26 protein-coding genes and 1 riboswitch are annotated in these 22,430 nt (G+C 30.5%); of the genes, 13 read left to right on the top strand and 13 right to left on the bottom strand.

Annotation, left to right across the window (positions count from 1 at the left end; all coding sequences use genetic code 11):
• Positions 1-87: 87 nt before the first annotated feature.
• A riboswitch (FMN riboswitch) is annotated at positions 88-220 on the bottom strand.
• Between the two features lie 86 nt (positions 221-306).
• Positions 307-1,821 carry an FAD/NAD(P)-binding protein gene (locus LQ598_RS00575; RefSeq protein WP_107557006.1) on the bottom strand — a complete coding sequence of 505 codons (1,515 nt, stop codon included), beginning with the start codon at positions 1,819-1,821 and terminating at the stop codon, positions 307-309.
• Positions 1,822-2,078: 257 nt separating this feature from the next.
• Between LQ598_RS00575 and LQ598_RS00570 the strand changes: the two genes are divergently transcribed.
• From LQ598_RS00570 to LQ598_RS00550, 5 genes are all read left to right on the top strand, one after another.
• The gene (locus tag LQ598_RS00570) at positions 2,079-3,227 is read left to right on the top strand and encodes a betaine/proline/choline family ABC transporter ATP-binding protein (protein ID WP_107557007.1); all 1,149 of its coding nucleotides are present in this window, start codon (positions 2,079-2,081) and stop codon (positions 3,225-3,227) included.
• Between the two features lie 13 nt (positions 3,228-3,240).
• The gene (locus LQ598_RS00565; protein ID WP_016912407.1) at positions 3,241-3,876 is read left to right on the top strand and encodes an ABC transporter permease; all 636 of its coding nucleotides are present in this window, start codon (positions 3,241-3,243) and stop codon (positions 3,874-3,876) included.
• 15 nt (positions 3,877-3,891) lie between these two features.
• A complete protein-coding gene (locus LQ598_RS00560; protein WP_107557008.1) occupies positions 3,892-4,845 on the top strand; it encodes an osmoprotectant ABC transporter substrate-binding protein in 954 nt (317 codons plus the stop codon).
• A complete protein-coding gene (locus tag LQ598_RS00555; protein ID WP_107557009.1) occupies positions 4,845-5,534 on the top strand; it encodes an ABC transporter permease in 690 nt (229 codons plus the stop codon). Before LQ598_RS00560 ends, LQ598_RS00555 begins: the two co-directional genes overlap by 1 nt.
• Positions 5,535-5,703: 169 nt before the next feature.
• A complete protein-coding gene (locus LQ598_RS00550) occupies positions 5,704-6,522 on the top strand; it encodes a DUF6612 family protein (RefSeq protein ID WP_016912410.1) in 819 nt (272 codons plus the stop codon).
• Between the two features lie 67 nt (positions 6,523-6,589).
• Here the strand turns inward: LQ598_RS00550 and sagB are convergent, their stop codons facing one another.
• Positions 6,590-7,528, bottom strand: coding sequence for a peptidoglycan release complex glucosaminidase SagB (gene sagB / locus LQ598_RS00545; protein ID WP_107559447.1), 939 nt, complete (start codon positions 7,526-7,528; stop codon positions 6,590-6,592).
• A gap of 186 nt (positions 7,529-7,714) precedes the next feature.
• Entirely contained in the window at positions 7,715-7,936 is a 222-nt protein-coding gene (locus LQ598_RS00540) for a hypothetical protein (RefSeq protein WP_016912412.1), read from the bottom strand.
• 317 nt (positions 7,937-8,253) lie between these two features.
• On the opposite strand from LQ598_RS00540, the gene LQ598_RS00535 reads away from it, so the two are divergent.
• Both LQ598_RS00535 and LQ598_RS00530 read left to right on the top strand, forming a co-directional pair.
• Positions 8,254-8,658: a sigma-70 family RNA polymerase sigma factor gene (locus tag LQ598_RS00535; protein WP_239745111.1), complete on the top strand. Its 405-nt coding sequence runs from the start codon at positions 8,254-8,256 to the stop codon at positions 8,656-8,658.
• A gap of 115 nt (positions 8,659-8,773) precedes the next feature.
• Positions 8,774-9,172 carry a competence protein ComK gene (locus LQ598_RS00530; RefSeq protein WP_239745110.1) on the top strand — a complete coding sequence of 133 codons (399 nt, stop codon included), beginning with the start codon at positions 8,774-8,776 and terminating at the stop codon, positions 9,170-9,172.
• A gap of 218 nt (positions 9,173-9,390) precedes the next feature.
• Here LQ598_RS00530 and LQ598_RS00525 read toward each other — a convergent pair whose 3' ends face one another.
• Complete coding sequence (locus tag LQ598_RS00525; protein ID WP_107557409.1) at positions 9,391-10,224, bottom strand: DUF5996 family protein; 834 nt, start codon at positions 10,222-10,224, stop codon at positions 9,391-9,393.
• A gap of 21 nt (positions 10,225-10,245) precedes the next feature.
• Entirely contained in the window at positions 10,246-10,701 is a 456-nt protein-coding gene (locus LQ598_RS00520) for a hypothetical protein (protein ID WP_016913081.1), read from the bottom strand.
• 98 nt (positions 10,702-10,799) lie between these two features.
• Here LQ598_RS00520 and LQ598_RS00515 point away from each other — a divergent pair, with 98 nt between their 5' ends.
• A complete protein-coding gene (locus LQ598_RS00515) occupies positions 10,800-11,486 on the top strand; it encodes a helix-turn-helix domain-containing protein (protein WP_107557408.1) in 687 nt (228 codons plus the stop codon).
• Here the strand turns inward: LQ598_RS00515 and LQ598_RS00510 are convergent.
• Both LQ598_RS00510 and LQ598_RS00505 read right to left on the bottom strand, forming a co-directional pair.
• Complete coding sequence (locus LQ598_RS00510) at positions 11,477-12,109, bottom strand: HAD-IA family hydrolase (protein ID WP_107557407.1); 633 nt, start codon at positions 12,107-12,109, stop codon at positions 11,477-11,479. The two genes, LQ598_RS00515 and LQ598_RS00510, sit on opposite strands and share 10 nt — an antisense overlap.
• 54 nt (positions 12,110-12,163) lie before the next feature.
• Positions 12,164-12,553, bottom strand: a complete 390-nt coding sequence (locus LQ598_RS00505; RefSeq protein ID WP_103323488.1) for a hypothetical protein — start codon at positions 12,551-12,553, stop codon at positions 12,164-12,166.
• A gap of 212 nt (positions 12,554-12,765) precedes the next feature.
• Here LQ598_RS00505 and LQ598_RS00500 point away from each other — a divergent pair, with 212 nt between their 5' ends.
• On the top strand, positions 12,766-14,109 hold the full coding sequence (locus LQ598_RS00500) for a PepSY-associated TM helix domain-containing protein (protein ID WP_107557406.1): 1,344 nt from the start codon (positions 12,766-12,768) through the stop codon (positions 14,107-14,109).
• Between the two features lie 480 nt (positions 14,110-14,589).
• Here LQ598_RS00500 and LQ598_RS00495 read toward each other — a convergent pair whose 3' ends face one another.
• From LQ598_RS00495 to LQ598_RS00485, 3 genes are all read right to left on the bottom strand, one after another.
• Positions 14,590-14,754, bottom strand: a complete 165-nt coding sequence (locus LQ598_RS00495) for a hypothetical protein (RefSeq protein ID WP_016913116.1) — start codon at positions 14,752-14,754, stop codon at positions 14,590-14,592.
• A 96-nt stretch (positions 14,755-14,850) separates the two neighbouring features.
• The gene (locus LQ598_RS00490; RefSeq protein WP_016913117.1) at positions 14,851-15,708 is read right to left on the bottom strand and encodes a cation diffusion facilitator family transporter; all 858 of its coding nucleotides are present in this window, start codon (positions 15,706-15,708) and stop codon (positions 14,851-14,853) included.
• Positions 15,709-15,887: 179 nt separating this feature from the next.
• Positions 15,888-16,598: a transaldolase gene (locus LQ598_RS00485; protein WP_016913118.1), complete on the bottom strand. Its 711-nt coding sequence runs from the start codon at positions 16,596-16,598 to the stop codon at positions 15,888-15,890.
• Between the two features lie 196 nt (positions 16,599-16,794).
• Between LQ598_RS00485 and LQ598_RS00480 the strand changes: the two genes are divergently transcribed.
• From LQ598_RS00480 to LQ598_RS00465, 4 genes are read left to right on the top strand one after another with little or no spacing between them, the layout of a single operon-like run.
• Complete coding sequence (locus LQ598_RS00480; RefSeq protein ID WP_016913119.1) at positions 16,795-17,643, top strand: MBL fold metallo-hydrolase; 849 nt, start codon at positions 16,795-16,797, stop codon at positions 17,641-17,643.
• A gap of 46 nt (positions 17,644-17,689) precedes the next feature.
• Positions 17,690-17,992 carry a hypothetical protein gene (locus LQ598_RS00475; protein WP_016913120.1) on the top strand — a complete coding sequence of 101 codons (303 nt, stop codon included), beginning with the start codon at positions 17,690-17,692 and terminating at the stop codon, positions 17,990-17,992.
• Between the two features lie 43 nt (positions 17,993-18,035).
• Positions 18,036-18,401 carry a fluoride efflux transporter CrcB gene (gene crcB, locus LQ598_RS00470; RefSeq protein ID WP_016913121.1) on the top strand — a complete coding sequence of 122 codons (366 nt, stop codon included), beginning with the start codon at positions 18,036-18,038 and terminating at the stop codon, positions 18,399-18,401.
• Positions 18,398-18,745, top strand: coding sequence for a fluoride efflux transporter FluC (locus tag LQ598_RS00465; RefSeq protein WP_107557144.1), 348 nt, complete (start codon positions 18,398-18,400; stop codon positions 18,743-18,745). The genes crcB and LQ598_RS00465 overlap by 4 nt, the downstream gene beginning before the upstream one ends.
• Before the next feature lie 260 nt (positions 18,746-19,005).
• Here LQ598_RS00465 and LQ598_RS00460 read toward each other — a convergent pair whose 3' ends face one another.
• From LQ598_RS00460 to LQ598_RS00450, 3 genes are read right to left on the bottom strand one after another with little or no spacing between them, the layout of a single operon-like run.
• Positions 19,006-19,848 carry an aldo/keto reductase gene (locus LQ598_RS00460; protein WP_107557143.1) on the bottom strand — a complete coding sequence of 281 codons (843 nt, stop codon included), beginning with the start codon at positions 19,846-19,848 and terminating at the stop codon, positions 19,006-19,008.
• Positions 19,849-19,878: 30 nt separating this feature from the next.
• Positions 19,879-21,261 (bottom strand): NAD-dependent succinate-semialdehyde dehydrogenase, encoded by a 1,383-nt coding sequence (locus tag LQ598_RS00455; RefSeq protein ID WP_107557142.1) that lies wholly within the window; start codon positions 21,259-21,261, stop codon positions 19,879-19,881.
• A gap of 60 nt (positions 21,262-21,321) precedes the next feature.
• Complete coding sequence (locus LQ598_RS00450) at positions 21,322-22,233, bottom strand: nuclease-related domain-containing protein (protein WP_016912166.1); 912 nt, start codon at positions 22,231-22,233, stop codon at positions 21,322-21,324.
• Between the last annotated feature and the right edge of the window lie 197 nt (positions 22,234-22,430).

Raw genomic sequence — 22,430 nt, 5'->3', positions numbered from 1 at the left:
GTAAAAAATGTATCAAGAAATAAGCCTTTATAATTAAAGACATTAACATTTTAATATAACGAAATAAACGTATAAATACGCTGTCGTTTATTCTTTCTCCCATCCAGACTATACTGTCGGCTTCAGAATTACACTGAATCAGCCATAAACAAAATTTCATTTATGGGTCGCGGGCTTTAATACCGCCGGTTGGGAATTTCACCCTGCCCCGAAAGAATATCTTATTTAATTATATGCATCAGTAATCACTGATGTAGTCATTCTATACCATTTAACTAAGAATTACAAATGAAGATTCTTATATATTTATTTCTTTTTAGATTGAATCTTTTGAGTATTTTTTCTTTCTTTTAATTCAATATATAAATCATTTACTGCTCTAACCGATTGATCTACTAATAATGAAACACCATTCGCATCAAAGTTTACCCCACTCGTTAATTGACCTATTACTTTTAAATTAGGCATTGTGCCAAACTTCGGACTGATAACTTCATTTGAATATGGTAATACAAGAATGCCTCCAAATGGATGCGCAGCAATTATTTGTTTGTTTTCTAAACCTTTTATAAAATGTTCATCTTCACTTAACTCTGATAAATTCTTTTTCGGTCCTGTTGCATTGATCACATAATGGTAACGATCTTCCTCTTCTATACCTTTATATTTCAATCTGAATTTACCATAGTATTTTCGCACATTTTCTAAACCTTCTTTGACGACAATATCACCATTTTCAATCCATTCAATTAATTGTTTAGCTGAAGATTGAGGCATAGGATTAGTATTGCGCTTGAAATGTTGGCCATATTTTTCTAAAAATGTCGTTTTATCATCAATGGTCATGGCATTCCAAATTGGAATCATATGATGTTTTACTTCTTCAACGAAAGATTGAAAATGCCCTACTTCATCTTCGTGTTTCAAATCATATTTCAGATTATAAACATTATCTTTCTTAAATCGGTACAGCATCTTATGCAAGTTAATATTTTGATAATTGCATTCTTTTTCAAATAATTTTTCTACTTCTTTTAAAGGCGCCATACCTTTATGCGTTTTTTGCAATTTCTCAATAGACTCGTCGTTAATATATTTCAGATTTATTTCATGTTTAATACCACGTACAGTAGGAAATTGTGCACTTCTAGATGTCACCACAATAGGTAATCGTTTATGATTCTCCATAACATATCTAATGACATCTATAGAACTTAGCCCTGTACCTAAAATTGCGATATCATCTTTTTCTTTCACATTACGTAAAGCTTGAGTAGTTGGATAAGGCGATTCAATATACCCTTCTATCCCTGATAAACCGTATGGGTCTTTGTAAGGTAACATGCCCAGTGTTAAAAATACATAATCATATTTTTGACAAACCGCTTCATCATCTTCTATATAACAAACATCTATTTTATATTGTCCACGTTCATCTTTAATTTCTTCTACATAACAACTGTCTACTTTATGTTTATGAACAAAAATATTATCATGCTTATCCAATAAATCATTTAAGATAGACTTCATATAATGACCAAATACTAATCTAGGTAAATATTTAGCTTTTCCATAATCAAATTCATCATTTTTCTTATACCATTTCTTAAAATCTTTTTCATTATTTGGATTTAAAGACATTTGATTTGCAGGTAAATTAATCAATAATCTATCACTGTCATTTTGAAATGGCTTCCCCATTCCCATATCTTCAGCACTATCAAAAATATCTACAGTTATATTTTTAAATTTTTTATGCTTTGATAATTGATTGAGCGTACTAACGCCTGCTGTTCCCATACCAATAATTGCAACTTTCAAATTAATCGCCTCCATAATTTAAAACGTATGATATGCAAAATTAAGCATATACAAAAAATGAACTCACAAACAAAAATCTCTCTTTATATAAATTTATCATAATTTTGATTCGCATAATCGCGCATTTACGTAAATATTCCTTTTTCAAATAACGATAAACATAATGATCGTGTTGGGAGTAGCTTTTATAATTATGCAACAAATATGTTATAATTGTAAGCGTTAATATTTTGAATTTTTGAAAAAGGAGAAGTGTTATGTTATCTATACAAGATTTGACTAAAGTTTATCGTGGCGGTAAAAAAGCTGTAAACAGTATCAACATGGAAGTTGAAACTGGGGAATTTATAGCATTTATCGGTACTAGTGGTAGCGGGAAAACTACTGCATTGAGAATGATCAACCGTATGATAGAACCTACGAGTGGTACTATCACGTTAAACGGAAAAGATTTAAGTAAAATGAACTCAGTGAATTTAAGAAGAAATATAGGTTATGTTATCCAACAAATCGGATTAATGCCTCATATGACCATTCGTGAGAATATCGTTTTAGTTCCGAAACTACTTAAATGGCGTAAGGAAGAAAAAGAGAAAAAAGCAAAAGAACTTATTAAACTCGTTGACTTGCCTGAGTCTTATTTAGATTTATACCCTACTCAATTATCTGGGGGGCAACAACAACGTATTGGTGTTGTAAGAGCTTTGGCTGCTGACCAAGATATCATTTTAATGGATGAACCATTTGGGGCTTTAGACCCTATTACAAGAGACACGTTGCAAGACCTCGTTAAAACATTGCAACAAAAATTAGGCAAAACGATTATATTTGTAACACATGATATGGATGAAGCGATTAAATTAGCTGACAGGATTTGCATTATGTCTGAAGGTGAAATCATTCAATTTGATACACCTAATAATATTTTAAAAAACCCTGCAAACGATTTTGTTCGTGAATTTATTGGACAAAACAGATTAATCCAAGACAGACCTAACTTAAGAGTTGTTGACGATGCTATGAAGAGCCCTATCACAATTACTTCAGAGAAAACAATCGATGAAGCTGTAACAGTTATGAGAGATAGACGTGTCGATACGCTATTTGTTACAAACGATAAAGGTAAACTGGTTGGTTATCTTGATGTTGAAGATTTAAATGAAGGTTATCGTAAAGGTTCTGACATCATAGATATTATGCATCGTGATATATACACTGTAAAAACTGGTACGATGCTTCAAGATTCTGTACGTACAATACTAAAACGAAATGTTAGGTTAATTCCTGTCGTGGACAATCATTATTACATAAAAGGCGTTATTACAAGATCTAGTTTAGTAGATATCGTTTACGATTCAATTTGGGGATTATCAGAAGAAGAAGCACAAAAGAATGAAATACAATAAGGAGTGAATATTAGTGATTGAATTTTTACAAGTTAATGGGAATGAACTTATACAAAAAACACTAGAACACTTCTATATTTCATTATTCGCTTTACTATTAGCTATTCTTGTAGCGATACCTTTAGGCATATTGTTAACGAGAACTAAAACGCTTGCCAAAGTGGTATTATCTATAGCTAGTGTTCTACAAACAGTCCCTTCATTAGCAGTATTAGCTTTAATGATACCTTTCTTAGGTGTAGGTAAACTACCTGCAATACTTGCACTATTCATTTACATATTATTACCTATTTTAAACAACACTTTTATAGGCATAAATAATGTAGATAAAAATGTAAAAGCAGCAGGATTAAGTATGGGTATGACTAAGTTTCAAGAGATGTACATGATTGAATTGCCATTAGCTATATCAGTTATTATGAGTGGTGTTCGCTTATCGAGCGTTTATGCAATTAGCTGGGCAACATTAGCGAGTTTCATCGGCGCCGGTGGTTTAGGTGACTTTATTTTTAATGGTTTAAATTTATACCAACCTGATTTAATCATTGGTGGTGCTATAAGCGTTACATTAATTGCACTTATTATGGACTTTGTACTATCTAAAATAGAATATTGGGTAACACCTAAAGGATTAAAGGTTTCAAGATAAGGAGGAAGTAGAAACATGAAAAGATATTTAAAATTGTTATTGCCAATCATGGCTTTATCAGTCATTTTATCTGGATGTTCCTTACCTTTCCTTGGAGCTTCAGGTGATAAAAATTCAATAAAGATTGGCATGCAAAATACGAGTGAATCACAAATAGTAGGACATATAGATAAACTGATGATTGAACATGAAGCAAAAAAAGATAATGTTACTGAAAAAAATATTCAACTTATAAATAATTTAGGTTCATCAACAGTGACATTTAATGCACAGAACAGTGGCGACGTTAACATTTCAAGTGCTAGATATACTGGAACAGATTTAACGGGTGCATTAGATAAAGACCCTATAACTGATCGTGAAAAAGCATTAAATGTAGTTAGAAATGCTTTTGATAAAGATTATGATCAAAAATGGTATGGGTCATACGGCTTCGAAAACACTTATGCCATGATGGTTACTAAAGAAACTGCAAAAAAGTACAATCTTAAAAAAGTTTCAGATATGAAAAAAGTTGCGAATAAGTTAGAAGCAGGCGTTGATTCATCTTGGATGAAACGTCCAGGTGACGGATATCCAGCGTTTAAAGAAAAATATGGCTTTGACTTTAAACGTACAAGACCGATGCAAATAGGTTTAGTATATGATGCACTCAACACAGGTAAAATGGACGTCGTGTTAGGTTATACAACAGATGGTAGAATTGCAAGTTATGATTTAGTTGTACTAGAAGATGATTTAAAATTCTTCCCACCTTATGACGCAAGTCCATTAGTTTCAAAATCTTTAATTAAAGAAAAACCTTACGTAGATCGTGCTATGAACAAATTAAAAGGAAAAATTTCGACTGAACAAATGCAAAAATTAAACTATGAAGCAGACAATAATCTTAAAGAACCTGCTGTAGTTGCGGAAGAATTTTTAGAGAAGCATAATTATTTTGATGATGAAAAGGATGGTGAGTCATAATGGTTGATGGAAATGTATGGTCACAATTAGTAAGTTATTATTCAACAAATGGCGGATATATATTTCAACTGTTTCTAAATCATTTACTCATTTCAGTTTATGGTGTACTATTTGCGGTTATAATAGGTATACCTATTGGAATTTTTATTGCTAGATATTCCAAGTTGTCAGGTTTTGTTATTTCTATAGCGAACATCATTCAAACCGTACCAGCCCTTGCACTTCTCGCAATTTTAATGCTCGTAATGGGTCTTGGCGCTAACACTGTTGTTATGACAGTATTTTTATACGCATTGCTTCCAATCATTAAAAATACTTATACAGGTATTAATAATGTAGATGCAAGTATAAAAGATGCCGGTAAAGGAATGGGTATGACGTCTAAACAAATTTTGACAATGGTCGAACTCCCCCTCTCATTACCAGTCATGATTGGTGGCATAAGAATTGCATTTGTTATTGCAATTGGTGTTACAGCAATTGGTTCATTTATAGGATCATCAACACTTGGTGATATTATCATTAGAGGTACAAATGCTACGGACGGTACATCACTTATTTTAGCAGGTGCAATACCTACTGCTTTATTAGCAGTATTAAGTGATTTACTATTAGGATATATAGAGAAGAAGCTTGATCCAACTAAGAGAAAACAAAAAGGACCACAACCTCAAACACTTTCGGAGTGATTAAAATGAAATTTTTATTTAAAGTTATTGTAGCAATAATTGCTATTTTATTACTTTCACCTAAGAAAAAAATTAAATAACTTTTATTAATAGCAAAGGTCATTATACAAAACTTTGCTATTAATAAATGCTTAATGTTAACATTGTTTAAATAAAAGGAGGAAGTAAAATGAAATTTAGAATATTAGGTAGTTTATTTTTATCTTCATCATTAATATTAGCAGCTTGTGGAAATGGATCTGATTCAGATAATAAATCTGAGAAGAAAGAAGAAACAAAGAGTTCTAGTCAAGTTGTAAAAGACTTACAAAGCAATGCTAAAGATGTAAAAAGTTATCATACTGATAACAAGATTAAAGTTTCTGCTAAAGATCAAGAAGGTCAAGCTGTTAAAGTTGGCATGGATGTCGATGAAAAAAACACAGCAAAATTAAATATGGATCAAGAAGGTCAAAAAATGACGATTTATGTTCAAGGTAAAAAAATGTTAGCAAAAGTTGATGATCAATGGGTAGACCTTTCATCACAAATTGAAAACATGAACATAGATAGCTCATTAGATCAGTTAAATTATGAAAAATACGCTAAAACTTTAAGTGCATTTAAAGACGCTAAAGCTAAAAAAGTTGATGATGGATATGAACTTACATACAACATCAAAAACAAAGAAGATTTCACTAAATTAGCGAATGCTTCAGGAAACAAAGACCAACTTAAACAATTTGAATCTGAAGTTGATAAAGTCTCAGGTAAAGCAATATTAAAAGTAAATAAAGATAGTGAAATTGATTCATATAAGCTTAATGCAAAATTAACTAAAGATGATGAAACAGCGAATATGAAAACAAATGTCACTTATGACAAACTAAATGATATCGATGAAATTAAAATTCCAGACGAAGCGAAAGATGCTAAGAAAATTGAAGACTTACAAGGCGGTTCTTCAAACTCACCTTCATCAGGTAGCAGTTCAGACAAAGCTTCATAATTTTAAACAATATAAAAGAGCGTAAATTCTTATCTTTTTAAGAATTTACGCTCTTTTTACTTGGTCTTTATTTTTGTTTTTGTTTTTCTATTTTATCAAGCTTTGCATCTAAAGCTTTTACTGAAAGGTTCTTGTCTGTATCTTTATATTTATAAACGATATAGTACTTCCCTTCTGTCTTCAGCTCGTTATAGAAGTCTGCAATGATACGTGCGTTACTTTGAGCCCACTTAATATCTGTAGCATATTGATGGACGCCTGGTTTCTCTGGATTCCATCTCATACTATATAGTGTATTTTGTTCTGGATTAGATAGATAATGATCGTGTATAAATTTAGCACCACCAGAAATGGCTTTCTGTGGCGAATCCCAGCCACGTTTTTTAGCATATCTAGCACCAGTTCCAATTGGATCATTATCCAATGCACCTACACCATAAAAATTATAGTACTTTTTACCATCAGATTTCTCTTTGGACTTCGTTACTTTACCTTTATCCGTAAGTAATACTCCGTTCGCTAACTCACTGTTGTTATTACCAGTTTCTAAAATAGCGTGAGAAATTAAATACACTTCGTTCACATGCTCTTTCTTCGCTGCTTTTAAAAATTCTGTTGTATATTGCTCAAGTACTTCTTGTTTTCTTAGCATATGATGTATTCTTTTTTCTTCAATACCTTGATATTCTGATAGATTCAAGAATTGATAGACTTGCTTTTCATCGTTCAAGATTTTTTCTACATCCATCACTTCATGAATTTCACTTCTCGAAGCGTTTTTCCAATTGCCTGACTCTGTTGCTACTTGCATTCTAGTATCATTTTTATATTGTTTATTTACTGCTTTACTTAAAGTTAATAGTACTTCGACATTATCTTCTTGTTTATCTACTTCATAAAACTTCAAATGATCTGAAATCAAATAATAAAACAGGCCAACAATAATTGATAAAACTAATAATAATACAACTATATTCTTAATTGTTTCTAGCCTGGCATTTTTCATCGTTTCACCTCAAAATTTGTAAACCAACGACCAATTATAATCTATTAACTTGTTTTTATAATCGCAAAAAGTTCACTCTCTATATTCTATAGGATTACTACTTATTATTCAAAAATAAATATGTTACGTTTTAATTACTATTATATTTCAACAAAAAAAGCAAACATGCTTTAAAAGTATGTTTGCTTATTTATAAGGTGTGTAATCCATAAATATAAATGACATTGCTGCTGATCTATTTTTATAGTTATAATGACTAAGGTTTATCGTTCCTTCTTCTTCGCCATTTCTATAATTCATAAATCTGTTTACATTATTAATCATAACAAAATCTGCATTATCTCTAATTTTATTTAATTCATTGTTTCTTGCAAAAAAATGTTCCAAATTTAGATGTTCGTAATCCATATGATGAGCCTCCTAATCTTTGCCCCAATAAAACATATGTCCATATATACCCAAATATACACGTTTATATAAGAATTGTAAATCATTTAAATCTATATTTTCAGCACTTATTTTCTTGATATTCGTAACTTTAAATGCACTTTTTTATAATATTGGTTGTATTTATTACAACTATTGTTATTTTACTTCGATTTTATCATTAATCACAAATTTTAAAGCTTTTTTATTATCACTTACAATACTTCTATCCGGAAATAATTGTGTGCATGCTCACCTCAAAGGACAACATGGAAAACAATAATTTTAATCACTACTATATGAAATATGAAAAGATGATACATTATTTATTGCATCGTTACAATATAAAATATGCTTATGATGATTATTTTCAACTCATGCTTATAAAACTATGGGAGTTATTACAAACTTTTGATGAGTTAAAAACAAATGCGATGGATAAATATATTTATACTAAACTAAAGTTTTACTTAATTGATTGTATTAGAAAATACAGCAAAGAAATGGACCGCTTCATTCCTACTTCGGACAATATTATGCTCGATCAAAGTTATGTCGAACATTATCATTGTGAATTGTATAGTATGCTTGAATTTTTATCACCTGAGGAACTGACGTGGTTTAATTTAACGTTACAAGGTTTTTCTACGCAAGAAATTGCAATATATATGAATAAAAGTGAATCTACTATCAAATATTATTGAAAAAATGCTAGAAACAAATTAAAGTCACATTATTTATTTTAGTTACAACGATATAACTTCTTTTTACAATCACCTATTTTGTTCATTTAGTATAATGATATTTAGGGGTGGCTATATGATATCCAAAATTAATCCGAATATGACAATCATTAAACACTTAGAAGATCCTCAATATAAATTCCAAATCGAATATTTAGATCAATCAATCCTCAATACGAACCTTTCAATTCATCTACTTATAAATGATGCTTTAAAAATTGAAGGTGCTAGCATGAAGACTAGAGAACAATACGCAAAATACGTTCTCAGAATTTCTAAACTTATTCCTATTATGATTTATGCTACTCAAGACTTTGTTCTATTTCCAACGAGTGCTAAAAATCATATTCATTATATGCTCATAAATAGTAAACACATCGCAAATATTGAAGCGTATAAATGTTATACGAGGCTTCTGTTTATCAAAAACATCACATATTCAACTCATGATGCTTCATTCGATGAAAAACACTAGGACATTATTCCCTTTCTCAAAATAAAAAACAACTCATTTCACTGATTTATTCAGCTAGAAATGAGTTGTTTTTTTATAAAACCTACGATTTTGTTCGTGCATGCTTGCCTGGGGGTATGGCTCGAGCCTGTAGTCTCTCACTCATACTATTCCCCCGGGCGTCCGCACTTTACAAAATCATTACAGTTTACGACATTTATGTCCGGAATCATTTTATTTTATTTTTCATGATGTGACAGTTTACTACTCACGCCTGATAACAATGCTTGATAAGCGCTGTTAAAGAAAGTAAGCAACATTTCGTCTCTTCTTATAATACTTTCTAAGTCTTCTTCATAAATTAAAAAGCTACCATCTTTACCATTGTATTCCGCATACGATGGTTCTACTTGTTTCAAGTTAATTTTATCTTGCTTAAATGGATTAATCTTAATAACATAATAAGGAGACTCTCTATATTTATCCCCAAAGTAATAGCATAGTGAAACTGTATATTCATGATTACCTTCTACATAAAATATAGATGTTACATCAAATTTATCCCAAAATAATCCTGTTTTTACATCTTTAATATTTCTTGAATGTAAAAATTGATAATGATCATATTGAGCTTGTTGCATCAACCTTAATGCATGGTAAGCAGTTTTAGGATTAAATGTTCGTTCTTTATCATCTTTATCCAATGTTTTTTCGTAAGGAATATGGTAAGGTTTCGTATTAATTTTAATTTCAATATCATTATCCAATAACGTATCAAACACAAAATCATAATATTCTTTTATTGTTCGTCCAGATTTAACGATGATCGTTTCTTCTTTACCATCTACTTTAACTACTAATAGCTGATCTAATAAATCTAAACTGATTTCAAATTCATGATTGTCTTTTTTTAATACGCCTGTAGATAACCCAACTTGATTAACGGTTAACATCACGTGTTTATACAATGGTTCAGGTTGTTTTACAGTTAAACAACATTTCCCCATAATTTGTGCGATATACCTTATTGTTGCACGTGTATCACGCCATTCATCAAAATATAACAAGCTCATCTATGAACCCCCCTAGTTAATCTACGTAATATCTTTAAATCTTCTAGCTATAAGTAAACGCCTAGTAAAATAAGCATTAATCCACTTAATCCCTTTATATCCTATGAACAACAATACTAAACCGATAACGAGATATAATAGTTGTAAAGTCAATGCTTCGCTCATGGATTTAGTGAAATATAAAGTGAACGTCCCCAATATTAATAACGTAGCAGTAATAAGTATACCTGCCATCAATACATTGCCGAATAACAATCCACCTAAAGTTATGATTTTATATAAACTACTTGGTGGAGCAGCTTTATCTATAATTTCATTTTCTACAAAATGATTAACAAATTTGCTTGGTTTACCATATTTTTCATATAAAAGTTCTTGATCAGTGCTATTCAACTTTTCATGAGCTCTATTTTTTTCTTTTTTATTTATGAACCATAATTTTTTATAAACAATGGCTTTGTATTGTTCATTATTCATTGTACACCTCTAAAAAGTCATTAATATTTTAATTATAACATTAAATAAAGTAAGCGTTGTTAATTTTTCTTAAATCAGACTATGAAGGATTTGATATTATGTTTTCGTTTCAAGTGTATAATCTAAACAAAGAGCATTCATGTATTTATAATTGTGAAAATTTATCACTACTCTATGTAACAGATGGAGAAATCCAAGTGTTCTACCATTCACTCAATAAATATTCTTATGTAAAAAAAGGCTTTTATAGCATCGTACCTTTTGATGAATATGGTTATATCAATGCTTTAAATGGCGATGTGAAAATAATAACCTTAAACTATCTTCTCATTTATACGATCGCCAATAATCTATACAATAACCTCATCTCAAAAGATTATACTAATTTACCTTTTTCTAAAAATGAGTATATAACTCAATATCATTTAAACTTTTTAGCTAAATATTCACCTTTTAAAGACTCCAGTTTAAGTACTGAAATATCATATAGTATCAACACATTACTCTATCTTCTACAAGAGAATATTCGAAAAGCATTTAATTTATACTCATCTCAAACAATCCATCAACAACCATATAGTTTAAACTACACAAATATTAAACGCCGCAAATTATTTGATGCTTCAGTTGAATTACTTAACAATCCTCAAAAATCCATTGCACATATTGCTACTGAGTTTGGATTTTACGATCAAGCTCATTTTACAAAAGTATTTAAAAAATATCGAAACATAACGCCACATGCATTTAGACAACGACATGCTTTCTTCAAACATTATAAATAAAGATTAATAATTTCTTTAGCTTCTATATTTTTATGCAATAGGTCTAACGAATCAAAATTCAAATCTTCTGTTATGTCATGAGTAATGACAATAACATCCATGCCAGCGTCAATTGCAGCTTTGGCACCATTTGTAGTATCTTCAATAGCTAAGCATTTACTAGGTTTAACATTTAGTTCATGAGCAGCCTGAATATATAATTCTGGATTTGGTTTTACAAACGCGACATCTTCACGTCCTTTGACAACATCTATATATTTATCTAATTCTAATCTTAAAACGTTTGGCATAATGTGTTCTTTATAACTACTTGTTGCTATACCCATTTTGATTTGATTTTGGTGACCGTATTCTACCAATTCTTTCACTACTGGTTTCATAGGCAATCGTTTTGTTCCTTCATAATGATCTTTGAACATTTCTTCTAAAGCTAATTCTGAGCCTAAAGCGGTTAGGATTTTATGATCTAATTCTTTAGAGACAGAGCCAATCGAAGCTTTGTATTCCTCAAGACTAATGGGTTCATTATTCTTGTCATTAATGTGTTTATTTAAAGTGTTAAATAAATTTATTTCTGTATCTATAATTGTACCGTCAAAATCGAATATTATTGCATCGTACATATTTTACACTCCATTCTAAAAAATAAAAGCCACGTTAAACGTGGCTTAATTTGATTATAGTTCTTCTGATTTAAGCGTCAACTCTAAACGGTCGATAATATTCTCTATTTGAATTAGACTCAGCGCTTTTTCTTGTGCTATTTGTTCTCTATTTGAAGCTAGAAATTGCACAATGATTTGCAGAGGAATAACTGCCCCTTTTTGTGTATCATCCTCATTGATTATAAACAAACCATCTAATTTGCTCAAGCTTAAATCATTTTGTTTTTCTGTAGATAAATCATTTTGAAAATATACTGCGCCGTGAGGAAAATCTTTATGTTTTCTCTCTTCCAAACTTGTTACAGCTTCATGTATATTTTCTTGATTTAATCCACTATAGAATTGATCAATTATTTGTTTACGACTTTTTTTATCGTTGTATAATTCTAAATTTTTTAACAAAGCTATTCACCTCATCTCGTTTCATCAATTTTAACATTTTATACTGAATTTTTAGAGTATTTTAATATTACATTTTCAAGTCATTTGTTACATGATATTTCTGATATTCACCAAAGGTTCATAATTAACTTATTTTCCGTATTGTAATTAGATATAAAAAATTATAACTTTAGATAGAGTTAATATATAAAATTGAAATAGAGGTTACAATTATGAATAAAATTTTTAATCCATTAAGAAGGTTACATTTTTACGCAGCTTTCTTTATAACACCTTTATTGTTAACCCTCTCTCTTACAGGTATCGGTTATTTATTTTACACTAATGTTGAAAATAACATATATCATCATGAATTCTTTTCAGATAGTGATACTAAAGGCCATCAATCTTTAGATGATGCTGTACAAGAAATAAAAGAGGTTTATAAAGGTTATGAAATTCAAAAGATCAGTATAATGGATGAACCATATAATAATAGAGTAACAATTGGGAATGATGATGGTGATTCTAGATATATATTTTTAGATGAACATAACCAAAGAGTTGCTAACCAAAATGCTCAATATACATATGCCAACGTACTACGTGAAACACATAGTTCACTTATGGTTGGTGGTAGCTTTGTAAACTATTTAGTTGAATTAGCAGCATGTTGGACTATTTTTATGATTATTTCTGGTGTTTACTTAACGTTTAAATCTAAAGCATTGAAAAAAACAAACAAGAAAACTTCATTTTTGTTTAATAGACGTGTACATGCAATTTTAGGATTAATTATTGCGACCCCTATTTTTGTTATCGTCTTAACGGGATTACCTTGGTCAGCATTTATGGGTAAACAGATTAATCAGTTTGCAGAAGACCATCCTAAGTTAGGCTATTCAGCATTAAAATCTAACCCACCTCAATCTGAAGATAATGAATTACCTTGGGCGACTAGAAATAAAGAAAAACCTACATCTAAAAAAGATCCACATGCAGAGCATCACGGCGCATCTAATAGCTTAATAGGTGCTGAAGGACAACAAAGTATCGAAAACATCATTATGCAAGCAGAAAACAAAAATATTAAAAAGCCATTTTCAATCGTTTATCCAGCAGATGATAAAGGCGTATTTACAGTTTCGAAAAGTAGTAATACAGGTGTTACTGGTTTAGATGTAGCTCCTAAAGAAGAAACAACAGCATATTTCGATCAATACTCTGGAAAACTTCTTGATCAAGTGGATTACGAAGACTATGGTATTGTCGGCAAATGGTTTAGCTTTGGTATCCCATTACATGAAGGACACCTATTCGGTACAGCAAATAAAGTGATTAACCTACTCGTATGCTTAACATTTATTGGAGGAATTGTATTTGGATTCTTATCTTGGATGAGACGAAAAAATGCTGGTTCTTTTGGAGCACCTCCTCAAATGAAAGGCAGAGTTCCAATTGGACTCATAGCATTTTTAATAGTGTTAGGTATCATAATGCCACTATTCGGCGCGTCACTTATCATCGTTGCTATTGTTGAATATTTTATTTGGAGAAAAAATAAGAAAAAAGTTTAGAAGGAACTCTCAGACTGCCAACAAAGTCACTTAAAGTGAACTTGTTGGCAGTTTTTTATTTTAAAAACTTATTCCTATTTATCATGTGAAGCCTGACTTGATAAATTCAACAGCTCTATTTATCATGTGGAGCCTGACTTGATAAATTCAACAGCTCTATTTATCATGTGGACCTCGACTTGATAAATTCACAGCCTCTATTTATCATGTGAAGCCTGACTTGATAAATTCAATGGCTCTATTTATCATGTGGACCCTGACTTGATAAATTCAACGGCTCTATTTATCATGTGGACCTCGACTTGATAAATTCAAAATAAAATTTAACATAGAATCAACTCCTAAATAAAATTTTATCTATATTTTTATCTATATTATAAAAAAATGGCGACAAAGTCTAAGACTTTATCGCCACTCTTTTCTATAGTTCTTTTAATAAACCTTATGATATATATGACTTCATTAAATAATTTATGTGATTTAGCTATTACTCTCATCATAATCATTACAAACTGCTTTTAACAAGTTTCTCAAATCATCATCGTCCATATCTTCTGGAACTCGAACTTTAATGAGGTGATTTTGATCTGATATCACATGAAAATAATGATGATCATTTTCATAGCCTTTTCCGAGTATTTGCATTCATAACATCCCCTTAAGATATTGCCAAACACTTATCCATTAATACTATCATATTTATTTGTATTATTTTAATAATTTATTTATTAAGTAAATAAATTATAAATTTGGTTCTGCATGTACATATGAAGAATAAACGCCGGCTTCTCTTAATTGGTTTTCAACTAAATCACATATATCATGTGCTTCATCTAGTGTTAAGTTTTTGTCTACAACTATTGTTACATCTAAAAATACGCTATTTCCGTGATATCTACCTTTAATAGATGGAATATCGATTACACCTGGTATATCTTCTATTGCTTCTACATAATTATTTAAATCTTTTTCATGGAAACCGTCACTCAAAGTAAAGATGGATTCTTTAAATATTGTAAATCCTGTATAAACGATAATACCACCAAGAATAATGGCTAATATAATATCCATTATTGGATATCCAAATTGAGTAAAAATAAGTCCTATCCCTGTCCCCATACTTACTAAAGCATCTGAAAGGTTATCTCTAGCAGCAGATTTTAACGATGTACTTTTTGTTTTTTTAGATAGATTCGAGTTATATAAATATACGAAAAACATGATAATACCACTTGCCATACTTACCCAAATTGTTAAAGTACTTGGTTCACTATAATCTCCTTGTACAAGCTTAGGAATATTAGTAGAAATAACTTCAATCCCTACAAACATGATTATGAATGAAACGATTAAAGTCGTAATATTTTCTGTCTTCATATGTCCATACGGGTGATTTTTATCTGCAGGCTTGATTGAAATTTTTAAACCGATAAGAACTGCTACAGAAACAAATATATCTGTTAAATTATTTAAACTGTCTGCTCTTAATGCTGATGAATGATAACTTGTACCGACTATATATTTTAAAATAGATAGCACTATATAAGTAACTAAACTAATATATGCTCCTCTTTGAGCAATTCTTAAATTGTTTGCCATATTCAACACTCCATTTTTTCACTGAAATTTGATTATATAACAAAACTTAAGACAAGTTAATGAATTAGTTATAGTAAAATAATATAAATTATTCTGCTTATTTAAGTTTTAGGTATCCCTACATTTTAAAATATAAATAAAAAAACAACTCAAGATTATGAGTTGCTTTTATTTATATTTTAAAGAATGCTTAATCCGCTTGCTTTAATATCTTTAGCAAATCCTTGAACGGTATCTACTGATAATTCATTAACGTCTCTGCCAATGTTAGGTACTTTAGCAACAACATCTTTTGGACATGTAATAATATCTACACCAATTTCATCTGCTTGGACTACATTAAATAGCTCTCTACAACTAGCCCATAACAATTTAACGCCTTCTTTACTATGACACACTTTTTCTGATTCTTTCATTAGTGGTAGTGGATCCACTCCAGTATCTGCAATTCGTCCAGCAAATACTGAAACATATGTTTCAACACCTGGTTTAATTACTTCTACAATTTCTTTTACTTGTTCAATCGTATAAACAGCAGTAACGTTAACTTTTACATCATTTTCAGAAAGCTGTTTAATAAGTGGAATCATTGATTCACCTTGAGTGTTCACTACTGGAATTTTTACGAATACATTTTCACCATACTGTTTTAATATTTCAGCTTCTTTAGCCATCGTTTCTATATCATCCGCAAATACTTCAAATGATATTGAAGCATCTGGAATTGCTTTAACTACTTCTTCAGCAAATGTTTTATAATCTGTTACACCCGCTTTTTTCATTAAACTAGGATTAGTTGTAAAACCGTCTACTTCTTTATTTTGATACGCTTGCTTCATTTCTTTGATGTCTGCACCATCAGCAAAAACTTGTACTTTAAGATTACTCATGAAATTCATTCCTTTCTAACTTATGTGAATTTATCGTACCACAGTTTGCAATCGCTTACTAAATCATTTGATTTAATTAACAATATTGAGTTCTTATAAATGTATTTCGGATGGTTTTATGTCATAATTAACTTAAATATATATTTTGAAATAATTGTAAGTAATATAAATATAGTTACTTAGGTGGTGATTTTTGATGGCTGAGAATTCAGAAACAATAAAACAGTTCAAACTTTATACTACTGGATCATTTTTAGGTGACGAAGCAGTCCTCCTCAATAGTAATAAAAGTCTAGTTGAACGGTATTATATTTTTTCTTATTATTTAGAAATAAATGATTTTAAAATATTAATTAACACGGGGTTCTCTGAGCATGTTAAGCCAAGTACAGAGTTAAAAACTTTAAAATTATTTCATAGGCAGGATTATAAAATATATGAAACTTTGCCTAGTCAATTATTAAAAGATCATGTTCATCCTGATGAAATTGATTATTGTATTATCACAAACTTTGCAAGCCACCACATAGGGTATTTAAATGCTTTTAAAAATGCTACTATTATCACTTCTAATGAAGCATATCATAACTTTATTACACAACAAGTGACGAATAATAATCTACAATTAAGTTTCCACGTTATGCCTGATGATTTTAAAGAGCGGATTGAATTCGTAGAAGATTTTGTTCAAACCGACCATCCTATTTTAGGTAAAGGTTTTAAAGTTTTTAATCAAGATGCGTTAGTCAGTTACGAATTACCTGGAGCAATGCCGGGACAGATTGGTTTAATGATGAAGTTTTCAAACCTCATGATTTTCATGTGTAGTGACGCTGCATGGTGTCGTTCAAATATTGAAAAAAACAACTTACCAACTAAAAGATTGTTGCGTAAAGCTTATAATGGAGAACTTTTTATTGAAACTCACTCAAAACTAATCGATTTAAAAACTGATATGAAACCTCCACTTTTTATCATTCCTAGCCATTGTAAAAAAATGGATGACTTTGATGAAGTCATGCAGTTATTAGATGCATTAAAATAATTTATATGTTAATATAAACGATTATATAGACTTTTTGGAGGGCATCATGGATAAAGCTAAACGCTATTTTTATATATCAGTTGTACTCATTATTATCAGTTTATTTTTAAGTGCACAGAATCCACTCGTAGAAACGATGTTTGGATCATTAGTTTCCCTCGTTTTAATAAGCAGTATTTTAAACGGTATATTATTATTTATTGCTGTTATTACGACTGACAAATCAATAAAGTACCAAACTGATAAACACAAAACAATTTCTAAATTGAACAAACTATTACCAATTGCTTTATTCATCGTCATTATTTATCATATTATTGTTATTATAAGATTCTTTGGAATAATTTAAGGGAAACGTAAAGTTTCTCTTTTTTTAATGAGGAGGTTTATATATGGTCTATCTTGCAATTTTTATAGGTGGTGCTTTTGGCGGTGGCTTAAGGTATTTAACATCAGTCATGATTCACAATACAACATTTCCCCTATCTACTATAATCATAAATGTATTAGGCGCTTTACTAATGGGCGTTATGACAAGTTATTTTATAAGTTACTTTAAAACACATCCAAATATTAAAAAAATGATAACAACAGGTTTCATCGGTGCTTTTACTACATATTCATCTCTTAGTTTAGAAACAGTTGTCCTATTAAAAAATGGTCATATTATCATAGCGAGCTTATATTTAATATTGAGTATGATATTTGGATTTATCTTTATAGCAATAGGCTATAAGAAAGGAACAATTCATTCATGACTTTACTATTTATTATGATGAGTTCAGGTATTGGCGCAGTTTGTAGACAATTAGTTAATGAGATTTTCACAAAAGTTTATACAATTTCTTTTCCAATAGCAACTTTAATTGTAAATATAATTGGAAGTTTAATCATCGGTTTTGCTGCACAACATTTAAACTCTGACTCATATAGTTACGCAATTATAGCGATAGGATTTTGTGGAGGATTCACGACATTTTCCACACACTTTTTAGAAGTGTACGAACAATATTTATTAAAATCATATAAAAAAATGACGATCTACATATTATTAACGGCCATACTTTCAATTGGTTCATGTTATTTAGGTTATCACATTTAAATATACTAAGATTAGTAGTGAAGAATTTGAGACATAAATCCCAACTTAAAACAAATCACCCAATCCGTTGGAATCATTTTCGGATTGGGTGATTTTATATTTCTGATTTTGTAAAGTGCTGACGCCATGGGGAATAGTATGAGCGAGAGACTACAGGCTCGAGCCATACCCCCAGGCAAGCATGCACTTTACAAAATCATTATAGTTTAGGACATTTATGTCCCAGACGCTTTTTATAGAAACTAATTTTAGTGCTTCTTTTATTCTGCTGAAAATGTTTCTGGATCTGGACCTATTCTTTCATCTTTATTTAATGCATTCAATCTTGATAATTGACTATCTGATAATTCAAAATCAAATACATTTAAATTTTCTTCTATACGAGATGGTGTAACTGATTTTGGAATCACGACTATGTTCTCATCAATATTCCATCTTATAATGACTTGTGCAGGTGTTTTACCTAATTCATTTGCAATTTCTTTAACAACTTCGTCTTCTAAAATTTGACCATTCATGAGCGGAGACCAAGATTGCGCAACGATCTTTTGTGCTTCTAAATAAGCTCTTAAATCTTTTTGAATTAAATAAGGATGGCATTCTATTTGATTAATAACTGGTTTGATAGAAGCTTGTTTCAACAATTCTTCTAAATGATTTACATGAAAATTACTAACGCCAATATATTTAATTTTGCCTTCGTTATATAAGTCTTCCATCGCTTTCCAAGTTTCAGAAATTAATGCTGTGTCTTGACCAGGCCAATGAATTAAATATAAATCAACATAATCTAATCCTAATCTTTTTAATGATGCTTCATATGCTAATTGAACATTTTCTCTACCATAATCAGACATCCAAAGTTTAGTTGTAATAAATAAATCTTCTCTTTTTAAGCCTGATTCTTCTAAGCCCTCTTTAATACCTTGCCCTACTTTTTCTTCGTTATTGTATATTTGAGCAGTATCTATATGTGTATAGCCGCTGATGATTGCATGTTTGACCGCTTCTCGACACTCATCATTATTTTCTACTCTAAACGTACCTAATCCTAGCGCTGGTATCGTATTGCCGTTGTATAACTCAACTAATTTCTGTGTCATTGTATTGCCTCCTGTTTTTTTCTTAGAAACTTAAATTAATATTGAAACAACCTTTGTCTCAAGATACGGTTCAATACCTTCAGAGCCACCTTCTCTACCAAAACCACTTTCTTTCATGCCACCAAACGGTATATGAGCTGCACTTGGACCTCCATCGTTCCAACCAATTACACCATAATCTAAGTTCTCATACAATTGTATACCAATACGATAGTTTTCTGTAAAGAAATACGCTGCAAGACCAAATGGTGTATCATTAGCTTTTTCAATGACCTCATCAATTTCTTTATAAGTTTGAATTGGTGCTACAGGTCCAAATGTTTCTTCTACCATAATTTTCATATCATCTGTTACGTCTGCTAGTACAGTAGGTGTAACATAATAACCACCGTCTTTATAACTTGTTCCGCCCGTTACAATACGTGCACCTTTACTTGTTGCATCTTCTATATGTGATTGTATTTTTTCAAAGCCATCCGCATTAATAACGGGTCCAATATCTGTTGACTCATCTTGACCGTTACCTACTTTTAATTTGCTTACTTCTGTTTTTAAAGCTTCTTCAAACGCCTCTTTTACGGATTCGTGAACATAAATTCTGTTTGCACAGACACACGTTTGACCAGCATTTCTAAATTTAGAAGTTATAGTTCCTTTAACAGCTTTATCAATATCTGCATCTTCATGAACAATCAATGGTGCGTGACCACCAAGCTCTAATGTTATTTTTTTAAGTGTTGAACTAGATTGCTCCATTAATTGTTTACCAACTGGCGTTGATCCCGTGTACGTGATTTTTGATATTAATGGATGCTTAGTAAATATTTGACCTAATTCTTTTCCTGACCCATTCACATATTGAATAACATCTTTATCAAATCCCGCTTCATGTGCTAAATCAACTAGCTTCATAGTTGTAAGAGGTGTATCTTGTGCAGGTTTACATATAAATGTACAACCTGCTGCTAATGCTGGTGCCGCTTTTCTAGTCATCATTGCTGCCGGGAAATTCCATGGCGTTATACTTGCAACTACTCCAACTGGCGCTCTCGTTACAACTAATCTCTTATTTTCTACATGTTCAGGTATCGTTCTTCCGTAAGTGCGTTTCGCTTCTTCCGCAAACCATAAAATATAGTCAGTCGCATATTTAACTTCACCCATAGATTCTTTTAAAGGTTTACCACTTTCTCGAGTCATAATTAAAGCAATTTCTTGTTGATTTTCTAAAATTAACTCATGCCATTTATACAATAAAGCACTTCTGTCATGAGCCGGTTTTTTCTTATAAGTTTGAAAGGCTTTATGCGAACGTTCAATTTTTTCGTTAATCTCTTCTTCACTGTTATTTCTTAACGTTTCAATCACTTCACCAGTTGCAGGATTCTTAACATCAAATTTTTCGTTACCCATTTTATAACCACCTTTTTATAATATAAAAAATAGCGCTACATATTATGCAGCGCTTTGTTATTACGGATTAAACTTTTCAATTTCATCCATAATTCTTTCAAGATCTTCCACACTATACTGGAATCTGCCATGAAAAACAAATTTATTAAAGAAATGTTGTAATTGTTTTTCTCCTACTAACACTTTAATGTTAGGGTCTTGTGAGTAATTGCTAATAGTCGCTTCACTCACTTCATTAGGATGGAAGTAGATGATTGGTGTTGGTGTATATTTAAGCTCAAGTTGTCTTTGTAATTCTTCAGTTGTATCATCAACTTCTTTAACTTCACTAGTATATGAATGAAATGCTGCAGTTTTATTATTTGATTGTTTTTCTAGTAATAACGTTTGTTCTTTATTCGGATTTAAATCCAATGTTTCAAAGACTTGTCCTAATACTGGAAAATCACTAAACTGCTGTTCGGTAATACCATGATAGATATGACCACTTACTAGATTTGAGTCAATTACGTAAATACCTGTTCTCGTTAATACTAAATGGTCAATTTGTCTCACTTTACCTAAAGGATCTTTCGGTAAAAAGATATTAGCCATTATATGCATATCTTCAGGTCTAATTCTACGCTCATTGACAAGTTGATCTCTCAGCTCTAATAAATGTCTATCAGTTATATATTCCCCTTCATTCTTAGAAAATAACTTTAATGAGTCAATTTCTCTTTCTTTTTGTGAAATTTCTTGTTGATGTGATTCTTTTTGTTTAGTTAGAACCTTTTTATTCTCTACTCTTTCATGATCTAACTTCTCTTTGTGTTCAGATTTTAGCGACTCGCTTTGTTGTTTATGAGCTTCTTGAATCTTAGTCAAAGATTTTTTCTTTTGTTTTAATGAAACAAAGAATAATATAATAAATAATATCGCAATGATAACTGCTGCGATTAATCCATAATGAATCGGTTCTAATTGACTCATAATTGTAGATCGCTCCTTTTCATAAGTATTACTTCTATTATAGTAAAAAAAACAAATAAATTCAGTATTTATCATTAAATATATCCATTATTGTAATGTTATTTTTAATACTTCGTACATCTGAATAGTTATTCCCCACTTTAATGGTAAATTAATTAAAACACCAATAAAAAACTCTGTACAAATCGGTAAGATTT

Source organism: Mammaliicoccus sp. F-M27 (assembly GCF_022387115.1).
Taxonomy (GTDB): domain Bacteria; phylum Bacillota; class Bacilli; order Staphylococcales; family Staphylococcaceae; genus Mammaliicoccus; species Mammaliicoccus vitulinus.
This window is presented reverse-complemented; position numbering and strand designations above follow the sequence as displayed.

Bases quoted from the DNA above. Each gene is read 5' to 3' on its own strand.
- LQ598_RS00570 (WP_107557007.1), top strand. From the start codon at position 2,079: ATGTTATCTATACAAGATTTGACTAAAGTTTATCGTGGCGGTAAAAAA.
- LQ598_RS00560 (WP_107557008.1), top strand. From the start codon at position 3,892: ATGAAAAGATATTTAAAATTGTTATTGCCAATCATGGCTTTATCAGTC.
- LQ598_RS00555 (WP_107557009.1), top strand. From the start codon at position 4,845: ATGGTTGATGGAAATGTATGGTCACAATTAGTAAGTTATTATTCAACA.
- LQ598_RS00550 (WP_016912410.1), top strand. From the start codon at position 5,704: ATGAAATTTAGAATATTAGGTAGTTTATTTTTATCTTCATCATTAATA.
- sagB (WP_107559447.1), bottom strand. From the start codon at position 7,528: ATGAAAAATGCCAGGCTAGAAACAATTAAGAATATAGTTGTATTATTA.
- LQ598_RS00540 (WP_016912412.1), bottom strand. From the start codon at position 7,936: ATGGATTACGAACATCTAAATTTGGAACATTTTTTTGCAAGAAACAAT.
- LQ598_RS00535 (WP_239745111.1), top strand. From the start codon at position 8,254: ATGAAATATGAAAAGATGATACATTATTTATTGCATCGTTACAATATA.
- LQ598_RS00530 (WP_239745110.1), top strand. From the start codon at position 8,774: ATGATATCCAAAATTAATCCGAATATGACAATCATTAAACACTTAGAA.
- LQ598_RS00525 (WP_107557409.1), bottom strand. From the start codon at position 10,224: ATGAGCTTGTTATATTTTGATGAATGGCGTGATACACGTGCAACAATA.
- LQ598_RS00520 (WP_016913081.1), bottom strand. From the start codon at position 10,701: ATGAATAATGAACAATACAAAGCCATTGTTTATAAAAAATTATGGTTC.
- LQ598_RS00515 (WP_107557408.1), top strand. From the start codon at position 10,800: ATGTTTTCGTTTCAAGTGTATAATCTAAACAAAGAGCATTCATGTATT.
- LQ598_RS00510 (WP_107557407.1), bottom strand. From the start codon at position 12,109: ATGTACGATGCAATAATATTCGATTTTGACGGTACAATTATAGATACA.
- LQ598_RS00500 (WP_107557406.1), top strand. From the start codon at position 12,766: ATGAATAAAATTTTTAATCCATTAAGAAGGTTACATTTTTACGCAGCT.
- LQ598_RS00495 (WP_016913116.1), bottom strand. From the start codon at position 14,754: ATGCAAATACTCGGAAAAGGCTATGAAAATGATCATCATTATTTTCAT.
- LQ598_RS00490 (WP_016913117.1), bottom strand. From the start codon at position 15,708: ATGGCAAACAATTTAAGAATTGCTCAAAGAGGAGCATATATTAGTTTA.
- LQ598_RS00485 (WP_016913118.1), bottom strand. From the start codon at position 16,598: ATGAGTAATCTTAAAGTACAAGTTTTTGCTGATGGTGCAGACATCAAA.
- LQ598_RS00480 (WP_016913119.1), top strand. From the start codon at position 16,795: ATGGCTGAGAATTCAGAAACAATAAAACAGTTCAAACTTTATACTACT.
- LQ598_RS00475 (WP_016913120.1), top strand. From the start codon at position 17,690: ATGGATAAAGCTAAACGCTATTTTTATATATCAGTTGTACTCATTATT.
- crcB (WP_016913121.1), top strand. From the start codon at position 18,036: ATGGTCTATCTTGCAATTTTTATAGGTGGTGCTTTTGGCGGTGGCTTA.
- LQ598_RS00465 (WP_107557144.1), top strand. From the start codon at position 18,398: ATGACTTTACTATTTATTATGATGAGTTCAGGTATTGGCGCAGTTTGT.
- LQ598_RS00460 (WP_107557143.1), bottom strand. From the start codon at position 19,848: ATGACACAGAAATTAGTTGAGTTATACAACGGCAATACGATACCAGCG.
- LQ598_RS00455 (WP_107557142.1), bottom strand. From the start codon at position 21,261: ATGGGTAACGAAAAATTTGATGTTAAGAATCCTGCAACTGGTGAAGTG.
- LQ598_RS00450 (WP_016912166.1), bottom strand. From the start codon at position 22,233: ATGAGTCAATTAGAACCGATTCATTATGGATTAATCGCAGCAGTTATC.